The sequence below is a fragment of the Sphingomonas sp. genome (genome assembly GCF_003248515.1).
Lineage (GTDB): Bacteria > Pseudomonadota > Alphaproteobacteria > Sphingomonadales > Sphingomonadaceae > Sphingomonas_I.
The window spans coordinates 1-25704 of the sequence record NZ_QFOB01000025.1 but is presented as its reverse complement, the minus strand read 5'-3'; the positions used below and the strand labels follow the sequence as shown (position 1 = coordinate 25704).

The following is a 25704-nucleotide window of genomic DNA, read 5'->3' as shown; positions in this document are numbered from 1 at the left end:
ATGCAAAAGCATTGTGCTGCAAGGGTTTTGAAATTTGCAATACAAAATATGCTTGACAAGATAAAAAAATAAATTAGAACAAGTTGGTGTTTATTTAAATGTGGAGGTTTTTATGGGTGAGGTTTTGCAATTCAAGATCATCAAAAAAAGAAAGCCGTACCGTCGCCGCGCACGGCCTCAGAAAGTCAATCGAACATTTCGCTTTGACCAGGAGAAGTTGGCGCTACTGGAAGACGTGGCGCAACGCAGTGGATTGACCGTATCAGAGTACATCCGCGAACTCACAGATCTTGCTGTACGGGACTGCTGGTTGTTTGAGTCAGCAAAGAACGCATAAAAAACCGAACGGCTGCAACCGATCGGTTTTCAAAGAGGTATTCATATAGGAGTAAAAATATGTCTAAAATCAACGTATCAAATAATGCAGGTGTGTCAACCCCTGTGCCCACGGTTGCGAAACAAGTCAAACCCAAAGCTGGCCAACCGAAAATCAAGAAAATCAACAGCGCGAACATCATCCCATCTAATACCCCCGCATGGAATTGGGTGAACTACATCAACAGTGGCGCGTGTGGTGATTGGGCGAAAGCCAATGGGATGGCGTACAAATGGAATGGGGTGTTCTGGGACACTGTTGACCAGGCCAATGGAACGGCTCTTGCAACCGATTTCTTGTTCAAGCACATGCCCGACAAGGCCACCAATGCGGCGGCTACAGATTGCTTCAAATTTGCCACGAACATGCTTGATCCACTGCCGAAGTTGGATGCAGGCAAGGTTGTCATTGCCTCTAAGAACGGATACGTCCACGTGGAAAAAGACGGGACGATTACGGTTCTGCCAGCGGATAAAAAGCTCGGGCTCACGTTCGGCGTAAACGCCACTGTCAGCACCTCATACAACAAGCGCCACACACCACAACTGGTTCCCGCCAACTCGCTGTTTGGGCGCTTCCTTGCAAGCGCATTGCCTGATCTGGATATTCGTGACCTGGTGCAAGAGCAGTGCGCCTTGACGCTTATTCCTGGTCCCCATCAGCTGGTCTGGTGGTGGGTGGGAACGGGGGGCAATGGTAAAGGGGTGATGTCCTCCATTATTCGTGGCTTCCACCACCGCACGGCGCAAATCTGGCTGGATAAATGTGGCGACCCCCAAGCGCTCGCCAGTTGCGTCAACGCGAGCTTGATCTTCACGCCAGAAGTGACGAATGGGGCGCGCGGTATCAATCAAGAAGCTTTCAAAGCGCTCAGCGGCGGAGATTTGCTGACCGCTAAATTTCTCTATCGTGACATGATTGAGTTCGTTAATACCTCGTGCCACATCGTCAGTTCCAACTATGAGCCAATGATTACCGACGCTACAGATGGTGTGTACCGACGCTTGTGTGTGGTCAAGTGGAACCAACGGCACGGCACGTACGTCAAGATCCCAAACCTTGCCGATCGAATTCTGAAAGAAGAAGCGCACATTGTTCTCGATTGGCTTCTGGAAGGGGTCAGTCGCATTGTTCAACGCGGCGGTTTTATTCCCGAAAGCGAATGGCCCGAAGCAACGAAGGTCTTTAAACAATCCATCCGCAGCAAAAACGACTGCGTAGGAGCTTGGCGTGATTACTGTGGCATCGTACCTGACGCAAGCACATTGACCCCGAAGAGCGAGATCTATAACTCATACGCCAAATTTTCTGAGGGCGATGGCCGTCACGTGCTGAGCCCGCCACAGTTTTGGACGCGCTTTTGGGCCATGCCGGGGTTTGAACGCCCACAGTCTGCGCGGGGCGACACACAGCGTATTGCGGGGGTCCAGGTCAACTGTGTGCGCGCACGCATTCCTGCGGAAATTTCTTGGGAACTTCCCACGGGTGAAATCATTGTCCAACGGCCTATCAAGAGCGCACCGCCAACTGTTGAACCAAAGGCTGCTGACAACGAACCGATGCTGATTACGCTGCCCGACAAGGACTTTTCTGATGACCAGTGGAGCTTTTAATATGTGCACTAATAAAGACATTGAAGAAGCGTTTTGCGCGGCATTCAGTCATCTTTTTGATGACGGTGATGAACTTCTGGAACGGGCGAAGTGGGTTGCACGTGGCTTCTTTTATCTTGACGATCAGAAGGTAGGTGGCAACGCTACCTGGGATGCTCTTATTTTGCAGCGTTATGAATTCAAAGTGGGGCATGGGAAAACCACTCCCGAATTGGACATGCGATTGCTTGAGCTTGTTTACAGTAAGGCCAATCATGGACATGCAATCAATCTTCTGAACAGGTTGAATAAACATTGTGCGCCCAGTGGTGTGGGGTAACTCAAATGCAAAGCAGAACAAGAACAAGCCGCCGAAATGCGGCTTTTTGTTTTTTAAAAAAATGAAATTTCGTTTTCCTTAAAGCTTGACTTTCATTTTTCCGCTCGTTTAATGATTTTACTTTGCGAATGCGGAAGAGATATGAATCAAGATGAAGAGGACTGGTGGGACGATCTTATCGCAGCGGAGCGTTTCGCTGTGTACAAAGTCGGTGGTGACTTAAGAATTCTCTTGCACCACGACTTTGACGACGCAAGCGTGCAACTTCTCACAGTTGATGAAGTTCTTTACCGCATACGGCAAGCACTTGAAAAAGGGGTAAGCATTTCTATCAACTTGGAGACACGGTTATGAGCGCAGCAAACGAATTGAAGCAGGACATTGCGGAGCGGTTTTACGACCAACTTAGAGAGCGCCGGTCCATCTTGGACTACGGCTTTAATGAAAACGAGAAGCCACTGCCCGTCATAGGCGGTTGGCCGATTGGGGCAAGTGGTTACCCATTCAAAGACTTCAATGCACTGCAACTGATGACCGTTGCGCTCGATCGTGGATTCACCAGTCCTATCTACATGAAGTCTGAGCAGATCAAAAAAAATGGCTACTACATCGCCAAAGGCGAAAGCAAAGCCACAAAGATTGAAGGCACCTATAAGCAAGAAGACGGTGAAATCAAGTCCGTGATGTCTGTGTGCTTCAACGGCGATCAGATCAAAAATTTGCCGCTGACCCAGCAAACGTTCGCCTGGCAGGGCAAGGCCGAAAGCCGCGACACATTCTTGGACGAACTGATTGCTAAGACCGGCGCAAAAATCTCGTTCGATCCGATGAACGCACCCTATTACGAGCGCAAGACAGACACTTTGTACATGCGCCCTCAGTCGGAATACACCTCCAAGCATCCGGACGGAAAGAGCGCGTACTACCACGATCTGATGTTCGTTCTGACCGATTGGGCCACGCACCCCAGCCGCTACCAAGGCGTGCAACCGGGTGAGCAGGGCAGCGAACAAGACAGTCAGTACCGCTTAGGGCGCCAACTGGCGCTGTTGCAGATCGCCAGCCGTTTGGGCATGACATACGAACCCGACGACAGCGGTTGGACACAAAACTACATTGACAGCCGGCCCAACTGGCAAGAGTTGCTTCGCGCGGGCAAAGCTGCAGAAGCCATTTTGAAAACCATTGGCGTGCGCGAAATCCAACACGAGCCTGTGCGCTCCAAAGTCTGGAAGCAAGAGACATCACAGGCGTTCCAGCCCACCGTAAAACCCGCCGAGCAGGAGCAAGCTCAACCCGATCCTGTGCAGTCGTTTGTTGACGACAAGATCCAAGTGATCCACGTGGCCGACAAGCCCAGCAAAGAGGTGGGTAAGGCCGTCAAAATTGCAGCGGCTAAAAAACTCAATGGAGCGGCGAAGAAAGAACAAACACTGACAATGTGAGGTGGCAATGAGTAAGCAAGACGAAGCACGGAGCATTGCCGCTGAATACATCATCGAGCAAATGCAACAGGGTGTGATCCCGTGGCGACGGGATTGGAAACAGCACAGTTCGACAGGAGCATTTGGAAGCCTGCCCTACAACTACGCCCGAGGAAACACCTACCACGGCAGCAACGTGATGATGCTGATGATGGCCCAGGCTGCGCGCGGCTTCCAAAGCAACGGGTGGTTGACATTCAATCAGGCCAAAGCCCTGGGCGGAACAGTACGCAAAGGTGAGAAGTCATCTAAGGTCGTGCGTGTCATCAATGTATCTGACAAGCAAGGAAACCCCGTTCTCGATGAGAACGGACGGCAGAAAATTGCACTGATTACATCGGCGGTGTTCAACAGCGAACAGTGCGATGGCTTGCCCATACGTGAGTCAAAAGTACCAAAGCCCGTGGAGTGGAGCCACGAGCAAGCCGAGCGTCTGATGAAAGACAGCGGGGTTACCTACCGCTACGGCGGCAACGCGGCGTACTACACCGTCGCGCAGGACTACGTGCAACTGCCGACCAAAGAACAGTTCCGCACGATGGAAGGGTTCTACGCTACCGCGTTGCATGAGACGGGACACGCCAGCGCCCACCCCACACGATTGGGGCGCGATCTAAGCGGCAAGTTTGGTTCGGAGAAGTACGCAAAAGAAGAGTTGATCGCAGAATGCTTTTCTCTGATCGTGGCCGACCGTTTGGGCTTGTCTGTCGATCAAGACTATGACCCAGGCAACCACATTGCTTACTTGCAGTCGTGGATCAAGGTTCTGAAAAACGACCACTCTTTGATCTTCACGGCGTTTGCCGAGGCCGAAAAGATCGCGACGTACTACAACGTCAAAGAGTACACGCGCAAGGCGTTTGAAATGGAGCGCGACGAAGACGAAGTGCGGCCGTCCAGTGAAGAGTCACCTAAGCCCACCATTCAAGTCGTGCGCCGCCCACAGAAGACTGAAATGGAGGTGGCGTGATGTGGTATGCAAGCGCGAAAGAAACGCAGCGACTTCTTGAAAGCGAGATTGTCCGCCTGTCCGCCGTCTACGACAAGGACGGCAATGCCCCGTCGTTGGAAGGAATGGTTGACCAAATCAAAGAGTTGGCCGGATTGAACTTGCGGTTGAAATTGTTTGAGTCAAAAGTTGAGCGTCATCGCGAGGCATTCGACAACATATCGGGCGACTACAGTGATGTTGAAATCGGCCGTCATCTTTCTTGAGCGGGTCCGTGAGCGTTTCAATCTTCCAAGCGACGCCCAACTCTTTGTTCGGGGCAGTTGGGAAAACCACGCTGTGCGGATGCAATCCGTGAAAGACGATGTGGTGACCTTTGTGCACAACGACACAGGCGCCACTCACACTGTGGCCGCAAGCAAAGTCTATCTGGATGATGGAGAGCGCAGTGTTTCGCTTTCCAGTGTCCTGCGTCAGATGTGCCCTGGGCGGCACGCCAATCATCATCCACAGATGTGAGGGAGCGCATGGACAAGCCAACACTTGCCGATGAAATGACGCTAATTCACAGCGTAAAAGCCAAGGCTGCTGATTACGCGCAAAAGCGCGATGAGGAAGCGTTGAAGATCATGGTGGATGAAGTGTGTAAGCTCACGGGGCTTCGCTTTAGAGCCCGTTTACTTGGGCAGGCCACTTCAAAAAGCGCTTTGGAGGTGCAGGAACTGTGCGAAGAGATGACCGATGAAGAGATAGGCCACCAAGTCATCTCACGCAACGGTATTGGATCGAGTGACACCCGCAGATCGTTCCCAAAAGAGTTCGGTGATTTGCTGGACATGAGTATTCCGCCCATCATGCCTGTGTTGTGCACCGTTTTTATGGGGCGTCTGTCGGAGCGCTTCGGATTGGGGGATGACGTGGTTGCATCAGTTCAGCGCGCACGGGTTGATCGCCAACCCATAGAAGTTGCGGCCATTCGGGATGAATACGTGGAGTTCAACGTCAAAGGCGACGATGAGAACCGATGGTACGTTCCAATCAAGGATGTTCTGCTGGAAGGCAACGGTAATGCCATCACCTTGGACAGCGCGCTCGCGCAGATGTCTGTGGGGTTCCAGGCACGGCAAGTGGTGCAGCAGCAATTGATTTTTTAGAGTTTCCGGCTTGACAAAATCTCCCCTTTTGCAATTGTAAGAAAAACACAAGGGGAAACGATGGACAACTTATCTCTTCAAGATGTGCGTGTGCTTGCCAAGCATTCACACCACCACCTCATCACGCATACAGACGAGAACGGTCGAACGGCGTTGCATTGGGCCGTCATCAACAAACGCTTCGATGTCGCCGACGCTTTGCTTGCCCTGGGTGCCAACCCACTGGTCAAAGACAAGTTCGGCAAGACCCCGATGGGGTACACGAACCCTATGGTGTTGTCCGAACGAGACTGGCGGATAAGAACAAGCGTCGTTGTTCAGTTCTGGAAAAAGAATGCCCCGCGTGCGCAGGAGCTGCAGCAGTCGTTCGCTTTAAGCATAAGCCACAACCAGACCATTCATGCGTTGGTTCGCGCTCAGGCAATTCAAATGCGCATGCAATGAGCTTGACAGAAGTCAATAGTGTGGTTGATTGAGGGCATCATCACACACAGGAGATTGTATGCGCACAACTTTAATTTTAATGGCGGTGGCTTTAAGTTTATTCTCGGGCGTTGCCGTGGCTGGATCTACGACTTCATCTCAAAATTTTGGACGCGATCAAGCGTTGTCCCAACGCAACATCCAAGAAGGCGTGGTTCTCATGGTTCGTGAGGTGCGGATTGAAGACCGTTCCAAGGTGAACACCGGAACGTTTGTTGGTGGGGCGGTGGGGACCGCCATTGGTGACCGCGCAAGCCGCAAGAACCGCGACACACGCAACGTTGCCCGTGTTGTTGGCGCAGCAGGTGGTGCGTTGATTGGGGGCGCCACTCAGCGCGCTGCAAGCGGGCACAGAGGCTACGAAATCGTAATCCGCACGCAGGACCGCCGTGGGCGCTCCGAAGTCATCTCAATTGTCCAGGACGCGGATGTGAACGTGCGCCAGGGCCAAAGTGTTCTCATTAGCGGCAGTGGGCGGGACACCCGTGTTGTCCCAATACCCGACGTTTTGACTAGCTCGCGTTGACAAGTCAATCAAGCCTCCATTGGGGGCTTTTTTGATGCAATGAATCCAAAAGCTTAACGGCATGACAAAAGATCGGAGAACAGCTAGCTATATTGGCGATGATTGAATAGATTCATCTCACTGCATCGGGCAGGGGGTTAAAGGAAATCCAATGAGCAATGTCGTTTCCGAAATTGAAAAGCAGCTTGCGGAAGCCATCAGACATCAAGAGTCGCTTCAAGAAAAGCTGCTCAAAGAAGAACGCACGAAGGAGGCTGGCAAATTCTTTGAAAGCCTCACCGCTGGGCTGACAAAATATATCGATTTTTGTCTCAATAAAAGGTGTTGACAATGTTGATTTCTGTGGTTTAGTCAAAATACAGATCAACAAAAGGAGTGTCATATGAACTACATGAAAAAACAATTGGCGAAGTACATCTTGTATGTCGGATTGCCTCTGTTCGTGCTTCACTTCGCCGGAGCGGCGTTTGAAAAAATCGACACCATTGAAACAGCGGTTGGCAACCTACAACACGCAGCAGGGCGGTAAACAATGTTCGGGTGGATGGATCTGGTGGTGGTCAACGCTTTGTCGCTTGCGGCCTTTGCGTTCTACTTCATTGCAGCCATTCGTTACGGTGTGAAGCGCAATTGGAAATCGTCTGTATTGATGGTGGCGTTTTCAACGGTTCCGTGGCTGGTGCTGATCTGTGTCACCCGAATTTGTTTGTACTACTGCATTGATATGTGGGGAGTGTGGATCACCCTGGGCGCGATGAAAATAGCGTTTTGTTGGACGTGCGGAGCGTGCATTGCTTGCGTTCAGTTCCTGCCCATTCGCGGCGCAGCGCTGCCATCTCTGTTTGTTGGGCTCGGTGTTGCGGCCGTGGGCACGGCGTTCTCACTCATTGAATTATTTGGTCGGATTGATCTGTAGGAGGGTCAATGAACTACTCACATTTGGAGAAAAACGAAATACTGTTGTCAAAAGCCATTTCAACGCACTCAGACAACCTTGACGCTTTGCGCTGGTATGTGCGCGTGGCGTGTGAAGATTTCCCCGGCCGTGCGCCACGCATTTGCGAACACGCCATTGGCTCGATGATCCACTTTGGACCCGACAACTTGCATGTGTTGGTTGGAGCGCTCATCAACGCTGGTGAGGAAATGCCGCAAAACGTACTGTGGCTGATGTGCAAAGAGGGGTTTTTAACGGGCGAGGTTGCGCCCCAGGTGGTGGAACTTATGGGGCGTATTTTGAACAGCGACAAGCCGGTTTCTCTGTATGAAGTGGAGTCCACATTGCATGTTGCTCAAATTGTTGGGTGCAAAGATGTTGTTGCATTGTTGAGCGAGTACATGGACGCTCAGCGTGAGAAGCAACGGGAAAATATTTGCAATGCACTGTCAAGCGCAGAGGGGAGGTTTGGTGTTGGTCGCAAGATTTGATTTCAATAAAACATCTTGACTTTGTTTTCGTTTGTGTTTGTATGAATGGATAAATGGGGGTATCTATGGCGCGAAAAACATATTACTTATGGGAGCATGCTTCGGGAGAACTGTTTTGGCAGCCCAAGGGGGTTCATGAATATTTGCTCAAAGGAGACTTGAACCGGCGCTATATGAAGATGGTTGGATGGACGGGGAGGCGGAAGCTCTTCACCAAGTCAGAATTGATAGAAACTAAGGTTGGGAGGGTCAATGAGTAAATCGAAACAGAGAAATCATCGGGTTAAGCCATCGGGCAATTGGGTTCCAAAGACCTGCGGGTATGCAATGTTTTATGAGACGGCTAAATATTACGCGCGTCTGGATGCACGTGCGACAAAGCTTGATAAAACGATGGCGGGAACGTTGCGCGAGTTCATTTGGGCGTTTGTCGAGAACCCTGATTTTGACCGGGATGATTTTTTGAACCTGGGCTGTGAGCCACAAAAGCCGAAGCCTTCAAATCCTAATCATGTGGATGATGTGCGTGGCGAGGGTATTGGGTTTATATCCGACGCTAAGCCGGTTGTCAGTCAGATTGAACAATTGGCTAGCAATTTTGGTATCAGCAAAGCTTCGCTTGTGCGCTACATCCTGCGGAAAAATTTGCAATAGCTAGTTTGGTCGGTTGTTCTTGAATAAGCCCCGTTTCGGGGCTTTTTTATTGGGTCATCCGCCTTGCGGACCGCGCTTATGGTCTACGACGCGCACCACTGCCGCGCCCCTGCGGGCTTCAATCGCTTGCCCGATTTGCCAACATCTCAATAAAAGGTATTGACAATATTAGGATATGTGTTTGATTGAATAAAACGGGGGATAAATTATGAAACCACTCATTGCAATATTCATTTTATTGGCTCCGCTGTTGTCGGTCGCCGAAGAGGCGCGGGGCCGTTTTGTGGTGTCAATGACCATCGTTGAGTCCTGCGTGTTAACCGATCACGGCATTCAAAAATGCACGACAGGAATGCGCGAACCCACCGTCGCCAAGGAAAAATTTGCAATCAAAACCCCGGAAGGATCCGATGAGCGGATCGTCACTGTAGTCACTTACTAAGGAGTCGTATGGATAAAAAATTCAACAAACACGAGACGCAAAAATTCATCAATGCAATCTTGGCTGTGGATCCAAATGGCGTGCGCAGCGCTTTAAAAAACAACGCAGACCCAACACCTGTGTTGAAGACGGATTTGAACGTTTGGCATGCTCAATTGCGGGTGCCGGCCAACGAGGTGGCTCCACACGACACGTGCACTGCTTTGGACAAACACGCCGCACTGCTTACAGACGTTCTGCCACTGGACAACATGCAATCCGTGAAGTGGCTGGGTTTGGCTGGACACGTACCGATCGCATCGGCGGACGCCAATGAAGTGCGTATGGGGCCAAGCTCGTTTTCCAATGCCGTGCTGGCGGCGGTGTTTGACATGTTCACTTCCATCGTTGGGGATCGCCCCGAGGTGGACTCAGACGAGCAAATCGCTGCACTGGCACGTGCCAAAGAAATCATTGATCTGTGTTTGATCCACAAGTGCAACCTGGCTGGGTCCGACGCCAGAGGCATGACCGTCTTGCATTGGTGCTGTGCTTTGTACGACGACAAAGAGCTTGTTGAACGGCTGGTGGCTGTGGGTGGGACGCCGACGATCAAAGACAAGGATGGGTACACATCAATTGACGTTGCCGCGCAATACGGCCATCTCAACTCGTTTGCCGGTTTGAATGTTCGCGAGCAAGAAAAAAAAGACGGCAATCTTGCAACCGCGCCAACACAAGACGATTTGGAAAAGATCGATTGGAGCGAGCTGGAGCCCTGCAACGACTTCATATCCACTCCCCCCAGCCCATCTGCTGCCCCGCTCACTGCGCCAGCCAGCAAACCACCCAGCCGCTTGGCGATGTTCTTCAACGTTCTCCTGGGGCGGACCAGCCCTTTGGACAACGAACACTAATCAACTCGTAAAGGAGACACATATGAAAAATCTATTCTTTGGATTGACCGCAATCCCACTGTTGGCTCTTGGCGCCCAATCTCAGAACGCCGATTTGGGCGCGGTCCTATCGGTGAAACAAACCTGCGCATTCGTCTCAGGCTCAGCCGCCGAATTCCTGCGCTGTGACACATACGAGCAGCCCGATTGCGGCAGCGCATTCTGCGACGGTTTGGGTGGCTTACCCATATCAGTTTCCGTCGAGCGCAACACCGAACAGTTTGACCCCGAAGAGATGCCGTTGTGGTGTGATCGCCAGCAGTGTTACGCCAATACAGGGCCGTTCAAGTTCACTTTGGACTATGAGCGGTTGCGTGCTCTCAATGGATCTAAATAAAACCTATTGACAATATTGGTTCTTATGTTTAGCTGAATTTATTAAATTAACAGGGGGTTTTAATGATTAAAAGCATTGTTTTGGCCGTTTCTTTGGCGCTGGTTCCATTGGTGTCCTCGGCCGCTTCGGTTGGTCCGGTTTTCAAAGTCAACACCGCAGGGGAGAAGAGCGGTGTGCTGACAATTTCCAATGACGGTCCTGATCGTTCGTATCAGATCACTGTTGACGAACTGACCGTTGAAGGCGGTGTGTCCCGCAGAGGGCCATCGGAGAAAATTCGTTTTGCGCCGTCGATTGTCACGGTGAAAAAGGGCGCCACCCAATCCATTCGTTACATCAAGTCCGACCAAGTTGGACGTGAAGAATTTTTCCGCGTGAGCGTGGCCGAACTTCCCACACCTGGGGAGGTTGGGCTAATTAAATTGGTCAAGCAAGACCTGGCGTGGATTTGGCGTTCTCCATCGGCCAAGGCCACCCTCACAGGTCGTTGGATTGGCGGTCGCTTTGAAGTGACCAACACGGGTGACGCCTCGGCACGGTTGGTGTCCCCTTCATCGGGATCCGCAACACGCAGTGGCCTGCTGGGCTATGTCTTGCCCGGTGAAACCCGTTCGTTTGCACTTCCCGATTTCCCGCACGGAGTGGTGTCGGTTGAAGTGAATGGGCAGCGCCAGGACATCAAATGAAAAGATCGGTCATCGCCTTGGCGATGGCTGTCTGCTTTGCACAAACCTCTTGGGCCTCAGACGCAACCATCGCCGCTGTATCCATCAATGGGTCGCTCAAAAGCGACGTTGAAGAACTGCACGTTCGTGACGATGGACAGTTGATGATCGCCAAAGAGCGGTGGGCACAGTGGGGGATCCAGTTGCCCGCATCGTTGTCCGATCGTGACCTGGTGTCGCCATCGGATTTGAACGCCGATGTTCAGTACGACGCAGCCACTCAAAGCTACGACATTCTTGTGCCCGCAAAGTATCTGCCTGCGCGCGACTACAACCCTGTTTCCCGCATGCGTACGGACGTTGGTCCTTCGCCCAAAGGGGTGATGCTGGGTTACGACTACCGCGCGCAGGACAGCGATACGTACGGCTTCACACAGTCGTTGTCGTACGACATTAGATCCAACGTCCTGGGTGGAACGTTCTATGGTGCCGGACAACTCAACGACGACAGCAACGGACTGAGCCACGAACGCTCTTTAACGACGTGGAGTAAGGATCTGTATGCCTCTCAAACTCGCGTGCAGATCGGTGATGTCATCAACGCCACGCCCAACGGTGCGCTGCTGGGCTCGCGCAACATGCTTGGTGTTCGCGTGGGCACCGATCGATCGTTGAGCAACGACGCTTTTTATCCTGTGCCCACATTCAACGGGGTGGCCGACACGCGCTCCACAGCCGAAGTCTTTGTCAACAGCGTGCGTGCGTCCCAACAGCAGTTCCAGCCGGGGCCGTACCAGTTCGCAAGCCTCAATGCGCCGATTGGGTTAAGCACTGTCTCCATGGTGGTGCGCGACGAATTGGGCCGCGAATACTGGACAACACGGCAGTTCTACAGCACGCCCAAAGCCCTTGCCAAGGGGCGCAGCGAATGGGAAGTCTCGGCCGGTTTAATGCGCAACGGAGGGTTGGGCAACGACTACGCAGACCTGGCGTGGAACGCGGTGTACGCGCGTGGTATGTCCGACCGCTGGACCACAACCGCAGCATTCCAGGGCACGGCTAAAGGGCAGTCGGCCATGTGGGGCAATCTGTGGAGCTTCGGACGCTGGGGCGCTGCAACGTTTGATATCGCAACAAGCGGGGACGGGATGGCCGCCACGATTGGATACGAGCGGCGCACCAACGGCTTGTCGTGGTCCGCTTCGCACACTCATGTCACCGACGACTATTGGAACTTCAACCGCGAACGCTCCCGCTTTGCGCTTGAGTCGCAAACCACCTTGGGCGTGGCCTACCGCCAAAATAATTTCAGCGCAGCATTGAACTACAGCGATGTGCGCTATTCCAACCGTTCCACTCAGTTGCTTACCGCTCAGACGCGCTGGCAAATGAACTCCCGCGCCGAACTGTCCGCATTTGCGCAACACGACTTATCGCTGCGCGACACAACATTGAACGTTGGTTTCCGCTACCAATTTGGATCCGGGTCGGCCAGTGTCAGCCACAACGATGGCGAATGGTTTGGACAAGCCAACGGTTCCACCACACTGAAAAACCGCCGGCTGACGTGGAACGCAAGCGCAAGCGCCGGCAATCACTATGTTGCGGGGCGCTGGGATCTGCCGATGTCCACGTTGCTGCTGCAAAACAGCACAACCAGCACTGTGTTTGGAGCCAACGGTGGGGTGTGGATCGGGGAGGGCGGTGTACTGCCAACGTCCAGGCCGTTTGGATCGTACGCGCTCATTCGCGTTCCCAACATGCCCAACGCACGCGTTCAACTCACGGGCAAAAGCGTCACCACCAACGCCCTGGGTGTGGCCGTGGTCCCCAACGTATCTGCATTGTTCGATCAAACAGTGACGGTGGAAGCTTTGAGTCTTCCGTTCGGTGTGCAACTGGACAGCCTGAGCAAGAAAGCCGTGGCCCCGCGTGGGGGCGGGACAAAGCTGCAGTTCGACGTTCTGAGCAACACCACCCGCGAGTACGTGGTTGTGCGCAATGGGGTTCCGATCGATATGGCCAATGTTGTGGGCAAGCAAACCGTTGTTGGGACACGTGGAGCGTTGGTTCTTGAAGCTCCCTTGGTTGGGGAAGTTCTCACCATTGAAAAGAATGGCAGTCGATGTGCCATCACCATCCCGCAGTCGGGCGAACTGGACAAACCAATTTTGGAATGCAAGGAGGTTTTATGAAAGCGCTTCTCATCGCGTTGCTTTTGTTCTCAGGTTCAGCCTGGGCGGACTGTTCGATCACTCCCAACCAAGACTTTGCTGTCTTGGATCAGGACGGAGGCGTGAACGTGCAATACCTCATCGAATGCGACGAACCCACCGCCGCCACACTGCAAATTGATCCAGGCCAAATGGTTCTGCGGTCAGCAAACAACCACGAAATCCCATTGTCAGCGGCGCTATCCGGAGAAGCGTTGATTGATGAAGTGCCCATCGATGTTGGCGACGCGCCACTGCTGGTCACGATTGAATTCCGAAGTGTGTTGTCCACTTCGGTTCGCTACAAAGCTGCTGGTGTTTACAGCAGTTCTGTGCGTTTGGATCTGAACTATTAGTTTGGGCATTGACAATATGATGTTTTATGTTTTTCTGACCATGATGCAACACTTCAATCACTAAAAAAGGAGAGTAAATGAAAACAGCACTATTAACCGCAGCAACCGCCGCCGCCTTGCTGGCATCGGGATCCACTTTTGCCGCATCAAAGTCCACAACCATGAACTTCTCAATTTCTGTCGCGGCAATATGCGAAATCTCACTTGAGCAGGATTCATTGGAAACAGCAGCCGTGGGCGGCTATTACACAGGTGGGCGCTTTGAAAACAATCTTGGCGTGTTGTGCAGCGAAGATTTGCCGTACATCGTAGAGGCTTCTACCGATGCCAATGGACAGGTCATTGCGACATCGGCCACCTCCGCACGCCAATACCCAGTGACGTTCACGCGTGGAACGGATCCAACGAGCAGCAACTATTTTGGTACGGACGCCAATGGGTTGGCGCACGCCGCCGTGGGAACAGGGGCGTATCAAGCAATTCCATTCGGTTGGTCTTTTGGCTATCTCGATAAAGTACTGGCCCCTGGCACCTACAGCGCAGCGGTGACCTTTACGGTGACGTACTAATTACAAAACAACAATCTCATCAATTTAAGGAGTGCTTACTTATGAAAAAAACACTAATTCTTGCATCAACCGCCGCCGTCGCCTTGCTGGCATCGGGTTCCTCATTCGCCGCAACGAAATCCGCCACCATGAATTTTTCGTTCTCTGTTGCCGCAACATGCGACATCTATCTGACCGTAACCGACAGCATCAATCAAACCGATGTAATTGACAGTGCTGGCGAAGGTTGGTCCGACAACTTGGGGGTTTTATGCAGTGAGGACTTGCCGTACATCGTTGAGGCGTCCACCGATGCCAGTGGACAGGTCATGGCAACATCCGCCACCTCGGCTCGCGAATACCCAGTGACGTTGTATCGCGGTCTGGATACCCGCTCGGCTCCGAAGTTCGGGACGGACGCCAACGGCTTGGCGTTGGCTGGTGTGGGAACCGGTGCGCACCAAGCAATTCCTTTGTCCTATGACTTTGGGCAGCGCGACGCCTACTACGGCTATTACAAGTCGTTGGCGGAAGGTACTTACACCGCGTCCGTAACCTTCACAGTGACGTACTAACCGAGGCATTGCCATGGTGATCCATCAAGGGGCGCAGGTATGCGCCCTTTTTGGTGTCCAGCGATCTTGGTTGGGCGTTTGGTCCGATTGGGCTATCATGGGCTGAACAGGGGACATGGACGACGCTATGAAGATGACGCCGGAGCTTGCGCAGGATCTTGTGCGGCTGCAACCTTTGATGGATAAGGCCAATGAGCCAGGTGCCGACGCTCAAACAGTGGCGGCGGCGTTTGCGGCCGCTCAGGTGGTTGTGCGCGCCCACAACCAGCAGTTTGCTGAGTATTTCGCCGGACGTTTGAATGGTGTTGCGCTCACCTTCAACCGTGGCGAGTTCAACTATTCATTCAAGGACGCGGCAGACGCAGCGCACGCGTTTACCATGTTGTCGATACAGCAAGTCAATGACCCGAAGTCCAAGGCGATATCAGGCGGTGTTGTCAACTTGCTTCTCAGGGACATGAAGTACAAATCCAGCTTTGAAAGCGATGAGGCGTACCTGTCGGCCATCTTGATGATTGCGCAGTCGATGCACTCATATCGTGTGTCGATTTTCAATCAATTTGTGGACGAAGGCAGGCAAGCACAGCGCGCTACGTTCTGGCGCTACTTCGTTATTGGTGCCATCACTGTTGGTATTGCTTACCTCATTCTCGGATAGACCACTGTGAAGGCGTGAAGATTAGTGGTGCGTCAAATCACCGTGATAACTTCTTTGTACCGACACATACGCTGGATTGAAAAGGGCGCTAAAGAGCGCCCTTTTCATTGACCTTGACAAAATTGGGATCCATGTTTGATTGGTTGATCGAACAATTTAGGGGGTCCAAAATGTCTGAACTGATCAAGTCCGTATCCATTGAAGCTGTTCTTATGCGCCACGATGTGGTGCGTCAGCGCTTTGAAGCAATGATCCAATCCATCGAGTCCTTTGTTGAAGAAGCAAAGGCCATGGAATTGCATGTGCCGGTCCAATCGGCGTTGCAAAAGATTGACTACTGTTCGCTGGAGCCGATGGGCGCTGTCCGTGCTGAATTCGACCGCGCAATGACACGCGCTGGGTGGTGGCATGTACTGAAAGGAACAGGCCTGTACGATTGCATGTCCAGCACACGCCGCGCGCAGTGGTCCGACACACTCAACTCAAAACATTCCGATGTGCCGGCGTTCACCCTTGACACGGTTGTATCAACGTTCGACACGTTGATTGGCGAACGCACGGCGTTGATGGAGGAGGGCGTTGTTGATGCGTTCCGTGGACTGTCCTGGGATTTCAAATCGCATTTGCCCACACGTCTGGGCAAGAAGATCATCACCACGCACAACACTTACGGAATGAGTACGGTGTTCAAAGATCACGCCCTGCACGATCTCTTGCGGGCCTTCTATCGATACGACGGCAAGCCGCATCCAGACTTTCGCGATCATTGCTCCGTCGAACGCTTTGCAGAGTACATTGACGTGAAGTTGTACAAGAACGGCAACGCTCACATCATTTTCAAACGTCCCGATTTGGTGGACAAACTCAACGCCGTCATTGCACGGCACTACCCCAACGCGCTTCCTGCCCCGAGAACTTGACGGTTGCCGGTTGAAAGCCCGCCGAAGCGGGCTTTTCACTTATTCGCGTGGTTCGTTGTAGCACACCTCAAGCAGCGATCTTTTAAATCCTATTTGATGGCTTAGGGTTTCATAGAACAATGACTTGCCATATTTTTCGTCGTACAGTCCAAAGAACTCATCCCACACCTTGCGGTGTGCATCGTTGATGGTGTTGATGATCGTTCCCACTACATCTTTAAGTCGCGTAAGGGTTGCATCCACTCCGGCTTCCGACATCACGAACTCAATGTTCTCTTGAGTGATTTCCCCTCTCAAAACATAGCTTTCAAAAATTGATGAGGGGTTCATCGAAAAGGCCAGGAAAGGGATGACATGCTCGCCGGAGCCATCTTCCAACGTGTGGTACGGATTGACCACGTGGCTGTCCACTCGCAATTGCATATAAGTTGGATCCTTCATGTTGGCGTAAAAAGCCAAATCTTGAACCTCGCGTGATCCCACAACCGCCAGAGCGTAGTTAAAGCGTGCAATCAGCCTGAGCAACACCAACGCTGCGACTGTGTTGCCGGCGTCCGATGCAGGGCTCGCGAGTTTGGATATCGCCTCGTAGTGCCCGCCCAAAGCCAGTGTGTATGCGTTTTCGTAATGATTGGAGGCACTGGCAAAAACTCTATCGGGGTCGTTGGTCAGTTCCCTGGGTTCATCATTCAAGCGCAGATCGTACGTTTCCCGTATATCAAAATACGGTCGGCCGTCTGAGTAACGGCTGTGGAAAAGAAATCGGCACAATCGATCTAGCTGGATGTGACGTGCACGCACTCTCGACAAATCCTCAGTCAGATACACAATGCCCCCGCTTCCATTATTGAAGATTGCATTCTAACACCTGAATTTCGGGAGGTGGATGTCAAGAAAAGAGCTTGACAATACTGCACCTTGTGTTTGATTGAATTTATTGCAATCAAATTGAAGGGGGTGGATATTGTGATGAATAAAATATTGGTTATGGCGGCAAGATTGATGCGCGGCATGGCCCGCTCTGCTGGTACAAGTGGCGAACCTGAGTTGGATTATTTATTGTCTCCTGGAAATCGTCTTTCTCATGCCATTAGCAGCGGTGACGCAGAGACTTTCAAGTCTTTGGTGGGGGATGATCCAAGTCTTGCTAAGCAGCACACATTTCACAGGCGCCCAATCTCAATTGATCGGGGGGCAGTCATAAATACTCTCAGCCACATTGTTGAGTGCGGACAACAAGAAGAGCTTCTCAATGCGTGTAAGGAGATGATCCTGTTCGCGCTTGAATGCGGAGCCGATATCAACGCACGGGGCGATTACGGTTTGACCCCACTGGAACTGGCCATCTACAGCTACAGCTTTAGATTGATCCCATTTCTCATTGAACACGGAGCGCGTCCCGTCAAAGGTTGGAGGGTGGATACGATGACCGCTGCAAACATTGTTTCGGTTTTTCAAAGGTTCAACGGTGGTCCCCTAAAGGTTGAAGGAACAGAATTGCAGAACATCATTGACGGATTGTCCTCGTTCGAGGCCATCGAGGCCAAAACGCAGAAAAACACTTTGTTGCGTGAGCTAGGTATTGCGGCGGGTGACGTTGAAAACAGGCCGCGTCGGCTCATGTGAGACGTGAAAACCCTGCTTTGGCAGGGTTTATATTTGAAGGCTTGACAATATTCCAATTATTGTTTTGATGTTTGCAATAAAGCAATGAATGTGGGGGTGGTATGTATATTGGATCAAATTTGAAAAATGTTCAGGATGTTATTGCTTCGGGGCGCAACATTCATGAGCGCAGTGGGATAACTCAAAGCACTGCTTTGCACCGCGTTGTTGATGAAAAGTTTTACGAGCCTGGTGTTGTCACCGCACTGGTCAACGCCGGATTGGATCCTAACGCCCGTGAAGTCAACCAGCGCACACCGTTGCATTACGCGCGTGACCCCGAGGCCATTGCGGAGCTTATCGAAAGCGGCGCCAACCCCAACCTGGGCGACGTGAACGGCCAGACTCCATTGCACGTCAACTTGTCGAAGGAAAAATCCATCTGCCGCATGCCGCGTGTTCAAGCTCTTTTAGACGGCGGAGCCAATATCAACCACGCCGATAAAAACGGTGTCACACCACTTCTCTTGGCTCTTGAAGCACGTCGGCCCACAGAGTTCATCGAAGCTTTGATAGACGCGGGCGCCGACATCAACGCCGTGAGCAACGACGGGCAGGGCGTGTTGTGTTGGTCTACGGCGGAGGGGGATGTTGAAAACACAACGCTCCTGATCGCGATGGGCGCGGATATCAACGCCGTTTCCAACACCGGTATGAGTGTGTTGAACTACTGTGCACGCTTCCAGCAGTTGGAGTGCGTGAGAGTGTTGTTGGACGCCGGCGCCGATCCCACTATTGCCAACACCGACAACCTCACACCGTTGCACTTTTTGGCCTACGGGCCAACCAATCAGTGGGATCGTGTGATGGGCGAGCGCGCAGGGCGCGCGGAGTTGGTGTCAAAAATGATCGACGCGGGCGCCGACATCAACGCCGTGGACAAGAACGGCAACACCGCACTTCACTTCGCTGCGAAAGGTGAACAAGACAGCGTTGTAAGAACCCTCATTGACCAGGGCGCCACGGTGTCCATCCCTAACCACCAAGGGCTGACTGTCTTGGATGTAGCGAAGCAGCACAGCAAACACACGGCTCAAGGCAAGTCGGTCGATGAGATTGCCAACGGAGAAGGGATGGTGTCGCTGCTCCAAAGCCGCGCTCAGAAGGAAGCCTTGCAGGAAGCCTTGAATATTCAACATGACGCGCCGCAAACCGTATCGCGGTGGCGGCGGATGTGAATCGGGTGAATAAATGTGAGAACACACTCTAATATGGAACAATTTGCGCTCGATTTTCTCCGTGCTACGTATGAAAAAAAGACCCTCAGAATTCAAGAGGGGTCTGTTTCAATAGGTATTGAAGACGTAGAACATAAAATTCGGAAGTTGAGAGAGACTGCAAAAGCTAAGAAAGAAAGATCGGGCTAGACGGTCAGTCTGATCATTAGGTTTGAACCTTCAACATCCCCCTATCTAAAGCTACCGGCGCGCTGGGTTGTGCGGTTCAATTATCCCTGTTGACAATGTTGGGATATCTGTTTGATTGAATGTATGTCAATCAACTAGGGGGTTCTATGTGCGACAGTGAAAATACTTATGACGAAGTGGATGCTGGTGAAGACAAGGATTGGTTGACCGTTGTCGCGTTCAATCCAGCGATGTCTTTTGATGAGGATATCGAGGATGAGTTGGTCATTGAGCAATTGAGTGCGGTTTGCAGAGTTGAATACCTTGATGACGACGGTGACGAGTGCATTGCGTGGTTTGTAGCCATTCGCGACAAAAATGGCTTGCACTTCGATGGCCCCGAGTCCCTTATGCACGACGAGCTGGTGAACGACTATCTGTATCAGTGTGTCTCCGATGCGTTGGAGGAAGCCATCGACTCACAAAAATATGATTTGGGTGACACAGTAGAACATGCGGTTATACCAGTAGCTTTGCGCGACGCCGCGTTGACCTTTGAGATGGTGGACAATGAGTTCGTTCACCAAATTGATGATGCCCACTATGTGTGCAGCGACCGAGACTTGGACCCGGATGACCTGGATGGGCGTCACTTGGACACGCCGGCTCCGTACTATGCTGTTGAACGTAATTCGGACATCTTCATTCCCATTCATTCCCCTGCCGACTTCGTGCGAGTAGCGAACAACCCGGCCGAACAGTTCCAGCGTGCACGCATACAGAACCACATCAATGCGGGTCAAAAGGAGCCTGTAGAGGTGCAGCGTGCGGTTCAAGTGCGCCGCATGTAAGTGTAGGAGAAGCAATATGTGTCCGAGAGACCAGGTGATCATCAATCGCACCGCAGCCAACAACACTCAAGCGCTTTCGGACCCTGGCCTTGTGTCCAGCGATGACACAACTAAGCGTTATAGCAATACATTGAGTGTCGATGAAGTGCTAACAGCCATGAAGGAGTCACACGATCCAATCTGGGATCGCGTCTTCAAACTTGAGCCTTATGAGTTTTCCAGTCTGTGCGCGCATCTGCACAAGCGCGCTTGCGGGCACATCATCTTTTATGCAAAACACGCTCTTGCCCAAGGGCGTGAACGTGACGAACTGGCTAACGCTATGGCGCGTTCGTGCTACCAGTTGATGGGCATGGATGAAGGCTTACGGCCCTTGGACCGTAAGCCTTTGGTAATCCGTGACCTTGAGCCGTTCTTAAGTGCCCTGGCTCGGACAACCCCTGAGCAAAGGCAGCGTGTGGTGCTGGAACGCGCTATTGCCGGTTGTGGGCCCAACCACGGCGTGAAGCGGCGGATGTGAAGGGGTTCTGTTTCAAACTCTACCCAGTCTCACTCCCGTTACAGGGAGTTCCCGGCGTATGTCAACAGGTTTTTTATTTGAGGGATTGACAATGTTGGGATATCTGTTTGATTGAATGTATAACAATCAAATAGGGGGTTTCGTGGCTTGGGATAGAGATTTTGGCTGTTATGACACTCGTGAGGAGGAGTTATTTCAGAAGGCTATGGAGCTAATTTGGGATGCATCCGACGGCGATGTTGAAAGTCCGGAAGAAGATATGGGGCGGTTGATGGGTTTGGGGCTTGATGTTAATCACGTTCCCGAAGAGCTGGGGCCTGACCCACTGTTGTTTCATGCGGTTCGTGCCAAGCAATATGAATTGGCGCAAATGATCATTCTGGCCGGTGCCGATGTGAACGCCTTGGTTAGCTACAGTGATGAGACATGCATTTTTGAATCCATTACAAAAAAAGACACGCGCATGATCGAGATTTTGGCTAAGGCTGGGGCAAATCTTGATGCGCGGAACACTTATGGGGATACGCCGCGTAAGCTCCTACAAGATGAAAATCTATTGGATGTGGTCGAATGTGCATTGGCAGATCAAGAGCGTGGGATTATTCAGTCGGCATTGGATGGCGCTAGCATCAATGGCCAGCGTCAACGCATGTCGCGGCGGATGTGAAGGCGTTCCGTTCCAAACATTACCCAGACGAATGCGGTTGATCTGCGAAGTCGGTGTTGGTTGGCACCCATGTATCTCGTACGCCTGACAAATTTGTTTCGACATCAATGAGAAGTTCCCGGAGATTGGCGTCGCCTGGGAAATACATTGCTGCGGCTCTCTGTGCAAACTTGAATGCTTGATCTATCGATCTTATAAGTTGATCGATCAGTATTGAATTTTCTTCTATCTGGTTTGAATTGTTCACTATTGAGTTGATGAGCGAAGATGACATCTTCAACCTCGTGGAGCTTTGGCTTGCCTGGGAGTCAATGTCCTTTAGTAAAATATTGGGTGATTTGTCAGAGTGAAATCCGAACCTGAGTCGTCCTTGAAGCTGGGTGTACAAGGGCTCAGGTGTGGTAGCGATGATGCGCCAAATTCCCTCATCCACCTGCGCATATTTCAGCGCGTTGTAGTCAAGAGGGGTGATTTCCCCTTGCTGCATCATTTCTATAAGCTCTTGATTAAGCGGGGTGCTGCTGCGCCACGTGCCGAAATTGGTTGCGCATGATGTTGTGATCTTGAAGTCTAGAATGTTTTTCAGATTTCCGGAATTGATGCCATTGAGGATTTCTTGGCCGAGCAGTACTGCTTGTGTTGCTTTGTCTGCACAATTCGTTTGAGTGGTTACGAGATATGCTTGCAAAACAGAGCCGCTTACGCCCCAGGCGTCCGGCTCGGTAAATTGCGTGCGTCCGTCCCTTACGCGATTGTTTGGCTCAATCCGCATGTGTGGGAATTGTGACCAGTGCGCGCCTAGGGTTGCATCTATTCTTTGTTTGCAGTAGTGCGCGCCCTGTTCGCTTATCTCTCCTGTTTCAATGAATTCTTGGTACATATTATTGAAACGGGGATCTTGAAGATCGAGATCCATCAGGGATCGCTGGTAAAAATCAAGTTCCGCAATGTGACTTAAAGGGGTGTTGCAGGGCTCGTGCGACAACAATGATTTGTTGGGCGGATACTTGAGCATGGATGTTTCCAATGCGCACGCCTCAAACAAGTTGCATATTAACTGCATCGAGTTTTCTATGTTTTTTGCGTTCATTGAATGCTTCACTCAGGGCGTACGGTCCGGTTTGAGTTCATCATATCTGACGAAGGGCGAGCATCTGAGGTATGCGGGAGCGATCGTTGCAGCAAACGCATGTCGCGGTGGATGTGAAGGCGTTCAGCAGAGCGCGTTAGTATTCCTACTAACCGGGGTGTAGGATATCCGCCCCCCGTCTCTACCGGCTACGCCCATGGCCCTCGCCAACGCCATCCAAGCCCATCCTGAGCCCGCAGAGGCGCGGTCGCCACTCCTACCGGTCAACGTCACCTGTGGCTTCCCAAGCCCCGCAGAGGACTTCTACGGTGCCGGCGACGGCTTGGACCTCAACCAGCACTGCATCTCCAACCCCGTGGCCACCTTCTTCGCGCAAGCGGACACCGGCACCTCAATGGTGGGCTTTGGGATCCAGCCTGGGGACACCCTGATTGTCGATCGCTCGCGCACGCCCAGGAGCGGGGACATCGTGATGGTGAATTGGGAAGGCGGGTTCACGGTTAAGAAGTTGGTTCAGCGGCGCGGGCGTTTTGAATTGCATTCGTCCGCAGACGACATCCCACCCATCATTGTCCCGCCCGAAATCGAATTGGATGTGTGGGGCGTGGTCACGTGGTCGTTCACTCGACACGCTTGACAATGTTGGCTTCTGTGTTTGCTTGAATGTATTCAAGGCAAATAAAGAGGGCGATATGGAAATATTTGGGTGGATTAAATCAAAGATATTTGGCAATGGCGCATCCGCAGCCGATGCGCTAACAGAAGACGAGGTTCGGACTAAGGCGCGATATGGAACACGACTTGAGGTTGAATCGATGCTGTCGCAGCATCCTCAATGGGCTAACACAGTTTTGGATATTGCCGTTAGCAGTGATCGCTCACCTTTGATATCTATTGCCACAAAATATGGTGGGGTGATCGTTGATCCATTAGTGCTGTATCACGCAATGCAGTACTGCGATGTAGAGACTGCAATCGCATTGGTGGAAAACGGTGCGCCCATCCCGTCAAATATCGAAAGCGCTATTGCAGATGCCCATCGAAAAGCGTGGGCCGGCCCTTTCCGCCGCCTCTTAAAAGCTTTATTTGATCGTCATGACGTGAACGGCATTGACTACGTGCGGCTTGTCAGTGAGTGGCGCGATCAAGACGGATTGCGCGATATGAGCGCCCTGCTGCACGAGTTTGGATACGATTTCACAAAAACACGAAGCATAAATGTTGTGGATTTTTTTCACCGCTCCATCTTGGGTTCTTACGAAGGGGAGCTTTTCGACCTTTTGACCTGGGGGCAGAAAATTGAATTTGAGCATCCCCATTTTGATGATCCGCCTGAGTGCCACAAGGTAAGCAAGTGGGTAATGCTCCACGACAAGGAGATGGCCGAGCTCGAGATTGTTGAACAGACAGCCGCCAACATCACCCAAGCGCTTGCCGACGCCGGCCTGACACAAGATGACACCCCTAAACCGAAAAGAAGGATGTGACTGAGCTTGACAATGTTGGCTTCTGTGTTTGCTTGAATGTGTTAAAGGCAAATTGGGGGTTTAATATGGGGGTGTGTTCATCGTTTAAGTCATATATTCATGTGAAGTCGCTTGAATCATTTATATCTGTTATCGATTTTATTGATCGACTCTTGATTGTTCTGGTTGTTGCGTGCGGTGTAAGAGCAGTTCAATTATTCTTGTCGGTCAAGCCAAAAAAGGCTGGGGACATCTTTCACAGCGCTGTTATGTACAACTCGCATTTCAATAATTCAGCATCGGGCATTCTTAAGTTCGCTTCAAGCGTTGCTGGATTTGAAGTTATACGAGATGCATTCGTGCACAATGCTGCATTTAATCTCGACATCAAGACGACAATTGAGTTGGTTGATTCGGGGCTTTTGGATCAATGTTTTTACGTCGAGGAAATTCTGTTTGAATTGTCTGTGTGGTGCAAATGTCCTGCGGAAATTGAGAGTGTGATTGCAGCCATCATCCGGCGGCGGAGTAAGGTGAGCTACGTGAAAGTGCTTAATCAAGTGACTCGCCCGCCGCTAGAGAATGGGGCGTCAGCCGTCCACCATGTTCTTCGGATCATGCACAAGAATGGCTACGACTTCCACGGCGGTTCTCCTGTAGCACCAGAGACATTCTTTTGCCCAAATCCCAGCCCTGGGTTGATTTCTGATTTGATCGAGTGGGGCGTAAGTGTTGAGCGTCCGACGGAACATGGATTGTCGGAGATGGCCGCACATATCAATTCGGAAATCGATGAAGGCGAACGCCGTATCGCCGAGCGTGACGCTGCAAATATCACCCAAGCACTTGCCGATGCCGGCCTTAAGCAAGATGACGCCCCTAAACCCAAAAGAAGGATGTGATGTCTGTTGCGCAACCATTGATCGGCTTGGTGGATGGGAACAACTTCTACTGTTCCGTTGAGCGCGTATTTGACCCGAAGTTGCGCGGGGTTCCTGTTGTTGTGATGTCGAACAACGATGGGTGCGCCATTGCCCGCAGCGAGGAAGCCAAAGCGCTGGGCGTGACTATGGGCCAACCCATCCATCAAATCCCCGCGCACATCCGCAAGCAAATCGCGTTTCGCTCACCCAACTTTGCTTTGTACGGCGACATCTCCGGACGCATTGCCACGATCTTGACCGACCTGTTTCCACAGGTGGAGGTGTACTCGATCGATGAGAGCTTCGTGTCCTTTGACGGGATCCGCGCCCAGGAGAGGCGGGCGGTTGCCATTGAAGCGCGTGCACGGATCCTGCAATGGGTCGGGGTGCCGTGTTGTGTGGGAATTGGACCCACCAAAACGCTGGCAAAAATGGCTAATAAGATTGCCAAGCGCACACCGCATGGCGTGTGGAACGTTCGCCGCAAAGACCTGGGCGCGTTCCCAATCAATGATGTGTGGGGCGTTGGGAGGAAGTTTGC

At 51.9% G+C, this 25704-nt stretch carries 36 protein-coding genes and 1 pseudogene; 35 read left to right on the top strand and 2 right to left on the bottom strand.

From position 1 onward, the window contains the following. The first annotated feature begins 112 nt into the window (after nt 1-112). From DI605_RS21140 to DI605_RS21015, 26 genes are all read left to right on the top strand, one after another. Nucleotides 113-337 carry a hypothetical protein gene (locus DI605_RS21140; RefSeq protein WP_293977715.1) on the top strand — a complete coding sequence of 75 codons (225 nt, stop codon included), beginning with the start codon at nt 113-115 and terminating at the stop codon, nt 335-337. A 59-nt stretch (nt 338-396) separates the two neighbouring features. Next, nucleotides 397-1989, top strand: coding sequence for a DUF5906 domain-containing protein (locus DI605_RS21135; protein ID WP_293977714.1), 1593 nt, complete (start codon nt 397-399; stop codon nt 1987-1989). Continuing rightward, nucleotides 1970-2308, top strand: a complete 339-nt coding sequence (locus DI605_RS21130; protein WP_152906691.1) for a hypothetical protein — start codon at nt 1970-1972, stop codon at nt 2306-2308. The genes DI605_RS21135 and DI605_RS21130 overlap by 20 nt, the downstream gene beginning before the upstream one ends. Nucleotides 2309-2449: 141 nt before the next feature. Further along, nucleotides 2450-2662, top strand: a complete 213-nt coding sequence (locus tag DI605_RS21125) for a hypothetical protein (protein WP_049446955.1) — start codon at nt 2450-2452, stop codon at nt 2660-2662. Beyond that, nucleotides 2659-3753: a zincin-like metallopeptidase domain-containing protein gene (locus DI605_RS21120; protein WP_293977709.1), complete on the top strand. Its 1095-nt coding sequence runs from the start codon at nt 2659-2661 to the stop codon at nt 3751-3753. The genes DI605_RS21125 and DI605_RS21120 overlap by 4 nt, the downstream gene beginning before the upstream one ends. Nucleotides 3754-3760: 7 nt before the next feature. Further along, a complete protein-coding gene (locus DI605_RS21115; protein WP_293977707.1) occupies nt 3761-4762 on the top strand; it encodes a zincin-like metallopeptidase domain-containing protein in 1002 nt (333 codons plus the stop codon). Continuing rightward, complete coding sequence (locus DI605_RS21110) at nt 4759-5007, top strand: hypothetical protein (protein WP_293977705.1); 249 nt, start codon at nt 4759-4761, stop codon at nt 5005-5007. The genes DI605_RS21115 and DI605_RS21110 overlap by 4 nt, the downstream gene beginning before the upstream one ends. Next, nucleotides 4979-5260, top strand: a complete 282-nt coding sequence (locus DI605_RS21105) for a hypothetical protein (RefSeq protein WP_293977703.1) — start codon at nt 4979-4981, stop codon at nt 5258-5260. Before DI605_RS21110 ends, DI605_RS21105 begins: the two co-directional genes overlap by 29 nt. A gap of 8 nt (nt 5261-5268) precedes the next feature. Beyond that, complete coding sequence (locus tag DI605_RS21100) at nt 5269-5895, top strand: hypothetical protein (protein ID WP_293977701.1); 627 nt, start codon at nt 5269-5271, stop codon at nt 5893-5895. A gap of 60 nt (nt 5896-5955) precedes the next feature. After that, nucleotides 5956-6339, top strand: a complete 384-nt coding sequence (locus DI605_RS21095) for an ankyrin repeat domain-containing protein (RefSeq protein WP_070209633.1) — start codon at nt 5956-5958, stop codon at nt 6337-6339. 58 nt (nt 6340-6397) lie between these two features. After that, nucleotides 6398-6904: a hypothetical protein gene (locus DI605_RS21090; RefSeq protein WP_293977698.1), complete on the top strand. Its 507-nt coding sequence runs from the start codon at nt 6398-6400 to the stop codon at nt 6902-6904. A gap of 151 nt (nt 6905-7055) precedes the next feature. Then, the gene (locus DI605_RS21085; RefSeq protein ID WP_293977696.1) at nt 7056-7232 is read left to right on the top strand and encodes a hypothetical protein; all 177 of its coding nucleotides are present in this window, start codon (nt 7056-7058) and stop codon (nt 7230-7232) included. Between the two features lie 54 nt (nt 7233-7286). Continuing rightward, a complete protein-coding gene (locus tag DI605_RS21080; RefSeq protein ID WP_160314192.1) occupies nt 7287-7433 on the top strand; it encodes a hypothetical protein in 147 nt (48 codons plus the stop codon). Nucleotides 7434-7436: 3 nt separating this feature from the next. Continuing rightward, a complete protein-coding gene (locus tag DI605_RS21075; RefSeq protein WP_293977692.1) occupies nt 7437-7820 on the top strand; it encodes a hypothetical protein in 384 nt (127 codons plus the stop codon). Between the two features lie 8 nt (nt 7821-7828). Continuing rightward, nucleotides 7829-8332, top strand: coding sequence for a hypothetical protein (locus DI605_RS21070; protein WP_088430250.1), 504 nt, complete (start codon nt 7829-7831; stop codon nt 8330-8332). Between the two features lie 252 nt (nt 8333-8584). Further along, nucleotides 8585-8986, top strand: a complete 402-nt coding sequence (locus tag DI605_RS21065) for a hypothetical protein (protein ID WP_141097990.1) — start codon at nt 8585-8587, stop codon at nt 8984-8986. A 208-nt stretch (nt 8987-9194) separates the two neighbouring features. Then, nucleotides 9195-9428, top strand: coding sequence for a hypothetical protein (locus DI605_RS21060; protein ID WP_088430252.1), 234 nt, complete (start codon nt 9195-9197; stop codon nt 9426-9428). An 8-nt stretch (nt 9429-9436) separates the two neighbouring features. Further along, nucleotides 9437-10324, top strand: a complete 888-nt coding sequence (locus DI605_RS21055) for an ankyrin repeat domain-containing protein (RefSeq protein ID WP_293977687.1) — start codon at nt 9437-9439, stop codon at nt 10322-10324. Between the two features lie 22 nt (nt 10325-10346). Next, nucleotides 10347-10700 (top strand): hypothetical protein, encoded by a 354-nt coding sequence (locus DI605_RS21050; protein WP_293977685.1) that lies wholly within the window; start codon nt 10347-10349, stop codon nt 10698-10700. Between the two features lie 62 nt (nt 10701-10762). Beyond that, nucleotides 10763-11386: a molecular chaperone gene (locus tag DI605_RS21045; RefSeq protein ID WP_293977683.1), complete on the top strand. Its 624-nt coding sequence runs from the start codon at nt 10763-10765 to the stop codon at nt 11384-11386. Further along, nucleotides 11383-13560 carry a fimbria/pilus outer membrane usher protein gene (locus tag DI605_RS21040; protein WP_293977681.1) on the top strand — a complete coding sequence of 726 codons (2178 nt, stop codon included), beginning with the start codon at nt 11383-11385 and terminating at the stop codon, nt 13558-13560. The genes DI605_RS21045 and DI605_RS21040 overlap by 4 nt, the downstream gene beginning before the upstream one ends. After that, nucleotides 13557-13934, top strand: coding sequence for a hypothetical protein (locus DI605_RS21035; protein WP_293977679.1), 378 nt, complete (start codon nt 13557-13559; stop codon nt 13932-13934). The genes DI605_RS21040 and DI605_RS21035 overlap by 4 nt, the downstream gene beginning before the upstream one ends. Nucleotides 13935-14011: 77 nt before the next feature. Next, nucleotides 14012-14503: a hypothetical protein gene (locus tag DI605_RS21030; protein WP_293977677.1), complete on the top strand. Its 492-nt coding sequence runs from the start codon at nt 14012-14014 to the stop codon at nt 14501-14503. 41 nt (nt 14504-14544) lie between these two features. After that, entirely contained in the window at nt 14545-15057 is a 513-nt protein-coding gene (locus tag DI605_RS21025) for a hypothetical protein (protein WP_293977675.1), read from the top strand. Between the two features lie 127 nt (nt 15058-15184). Further along, nucleotides 15185-15715 (top strand): hypothetical protein, encoded by a 531-nt coding sequence (locus tag DI605_RS21020; protein WP_293977673.1) that lies wholly within the window; start codon nt 15185-15187, stop codon nt 15713-15715. Nucleotides 15716-15885: 170 nt separating this feature from the next. Further along, the gene (locus DI605_RS21015) at nt 15886-16635 is read left to right on the top strand and encodes a DUF4942 domain-containing protein (protein ID WP_293977671.1); all 750 of its coding nucleotides are present in this window, start codon (nt 15886-15888) and stop codon (nt 16633-16635) included. 39 nt (nt 16636-16674) lie between these two features. Here DI605_RS21015 and DI605_RS21010 read toward each other — a convergent pair whose 3' ends face one another. After that, nucleotides 16675-17328, bottom strand: a complete 654-nt coding sequence (locus DI605_RS21010; protein WP_293977669.1) for a hypothetical protein — start codon at nt 17326-17328, stop codon at nt 16675-16677. Between the two features lie 231 nt (nt 17329-17559). Between DI605_RS21010 and DI605_RS21005 the strand changes: the two genes are divergently transcribed. The 5 genes from DI605_RS21005 (at nt 17560) to DI605_RS20985 (ending at nt 21684) form a co-directional block, all read left to right on the top strand. Further along, a complete protein-coding gene (locus tag DI605_RS21005) occupies nt 17560-18261 on the top strand; it encodes a hypothetical protein (protein ID WP_293977667.1) in 702 nt (233 codons plus the stop codon). A gap of 119 nt (nt 18262-18380) precedes the next feature. Further along, nucleotides 18381-19478 carry an ankyrin repeat domain-containing protein gene (locus DI605_RS21000; protein WP_293977666.1) on the top strand — a complete coding sequence of 366 codons (1098 nt, stop codon included), beginning with the start codon at nt 18381-18383 and terminating at the stop codon, nt 19476-19478. A 335-nt stretch (nt 19479-19813) separates the two neighbouring features. After that, nucleotides 19814-20497 (top strand): hypothetical protein, encoded by a 684-nt coding sequence (locus tag DI605_RS20995; protein ID WP_293977664.1) that lies wholly within the window; start codon nt 19814-19816, stop codon nt 20495-20497. A gap of 34 nt (nt 20498-20531) precedes the next feature. Continuing rightward, the gene (locus tag DI605_RS20990) at nt 20532-21017 is read left to right on the top strand and encodes a hypothetical protein (RefSeq protein ID WP_293977663.1); all 486 of its coding nucleotides are present in this window, start codon (nt 20532-20534) and stop codon (nt 21015-21017) included. Nucleotides 21018-21159: 142 nt separating this feature from the next. Further along, on the top strand, nt 21160-21684 hold the full coding sequence (locus DI605_RS20985; protein WP_293977661.1) for a hypothetical protein: 525 nt from the start codon (nt 21160-21162) through the stop codon (nt 21682-21684). A 19-nt stretch (nt 21685-21703) separates the two neighbouring features. On the opposite strand, the gene DI605_RS20980 is transcribed toward DI605_RS20985, so the two are convergent. After that, complete coding sequence (locus DI605_RS20980) at nt 21704-22699, bottom strand: hypothetical protein (RefSeq protein ID WP_293977659.1); 996 nt, start codon at nt 22697-22699, stop codon at nt 21704-21706. 271 nt (nt 22700-22970) lie between these two features. Here DI605_RS20980 and DI605_RS20975 point away from each other — a divergent pair, with 271 nt between their 5' ends. The 4 genes and pseudogenes from DI605_RS20975 to DI605_RS20960 form a co-directional block, all read left to right on the top strand. Then, on the top strand, nt 22971-23411 hold the full coding sequence (locus tag DI605_RS20975; protein ID WP_293977657.1) for a LexA family transcriptional regulator: 441 nt from the start codon (nt 22971-22973) through the stop codon (nt 23409-23411). A gap of 22 nt (nt 23412-23433) precedes the next feature. Then, nucleotides 23434-24261 carry a hypothetical protein gene (locus DI605_RS20970; RefSeq protein WP_293977655.1) on the top strand — a complete coding sequence of 276 codons (828 nt, stop codon included), beginning with the start codon at nt 23434-23436 and terminating at the stop codon, nt 24259-24261. After that, a complete protein-coding gene (locus DI605_RS20965; protein WP_293977653.1) occupies nt 24258-25142 on the top strand; it encodes a hypothetical protein in 885 nt (294 codons plus the stop codon). The genes DI605_RS20970 and DI605_RS20965 overlap by 4 nt, the downstream gene beginning before the upstream one ends. Then, a pseudogene (locus DI605_RS20960) lies at nt 25142-25704 on the top strand (hypothetical protein); the annotation flags it as partial. The gene DI605_RS20965 and the pseudogene DI605_RS20960, both read left to right, overlap by 1 nt.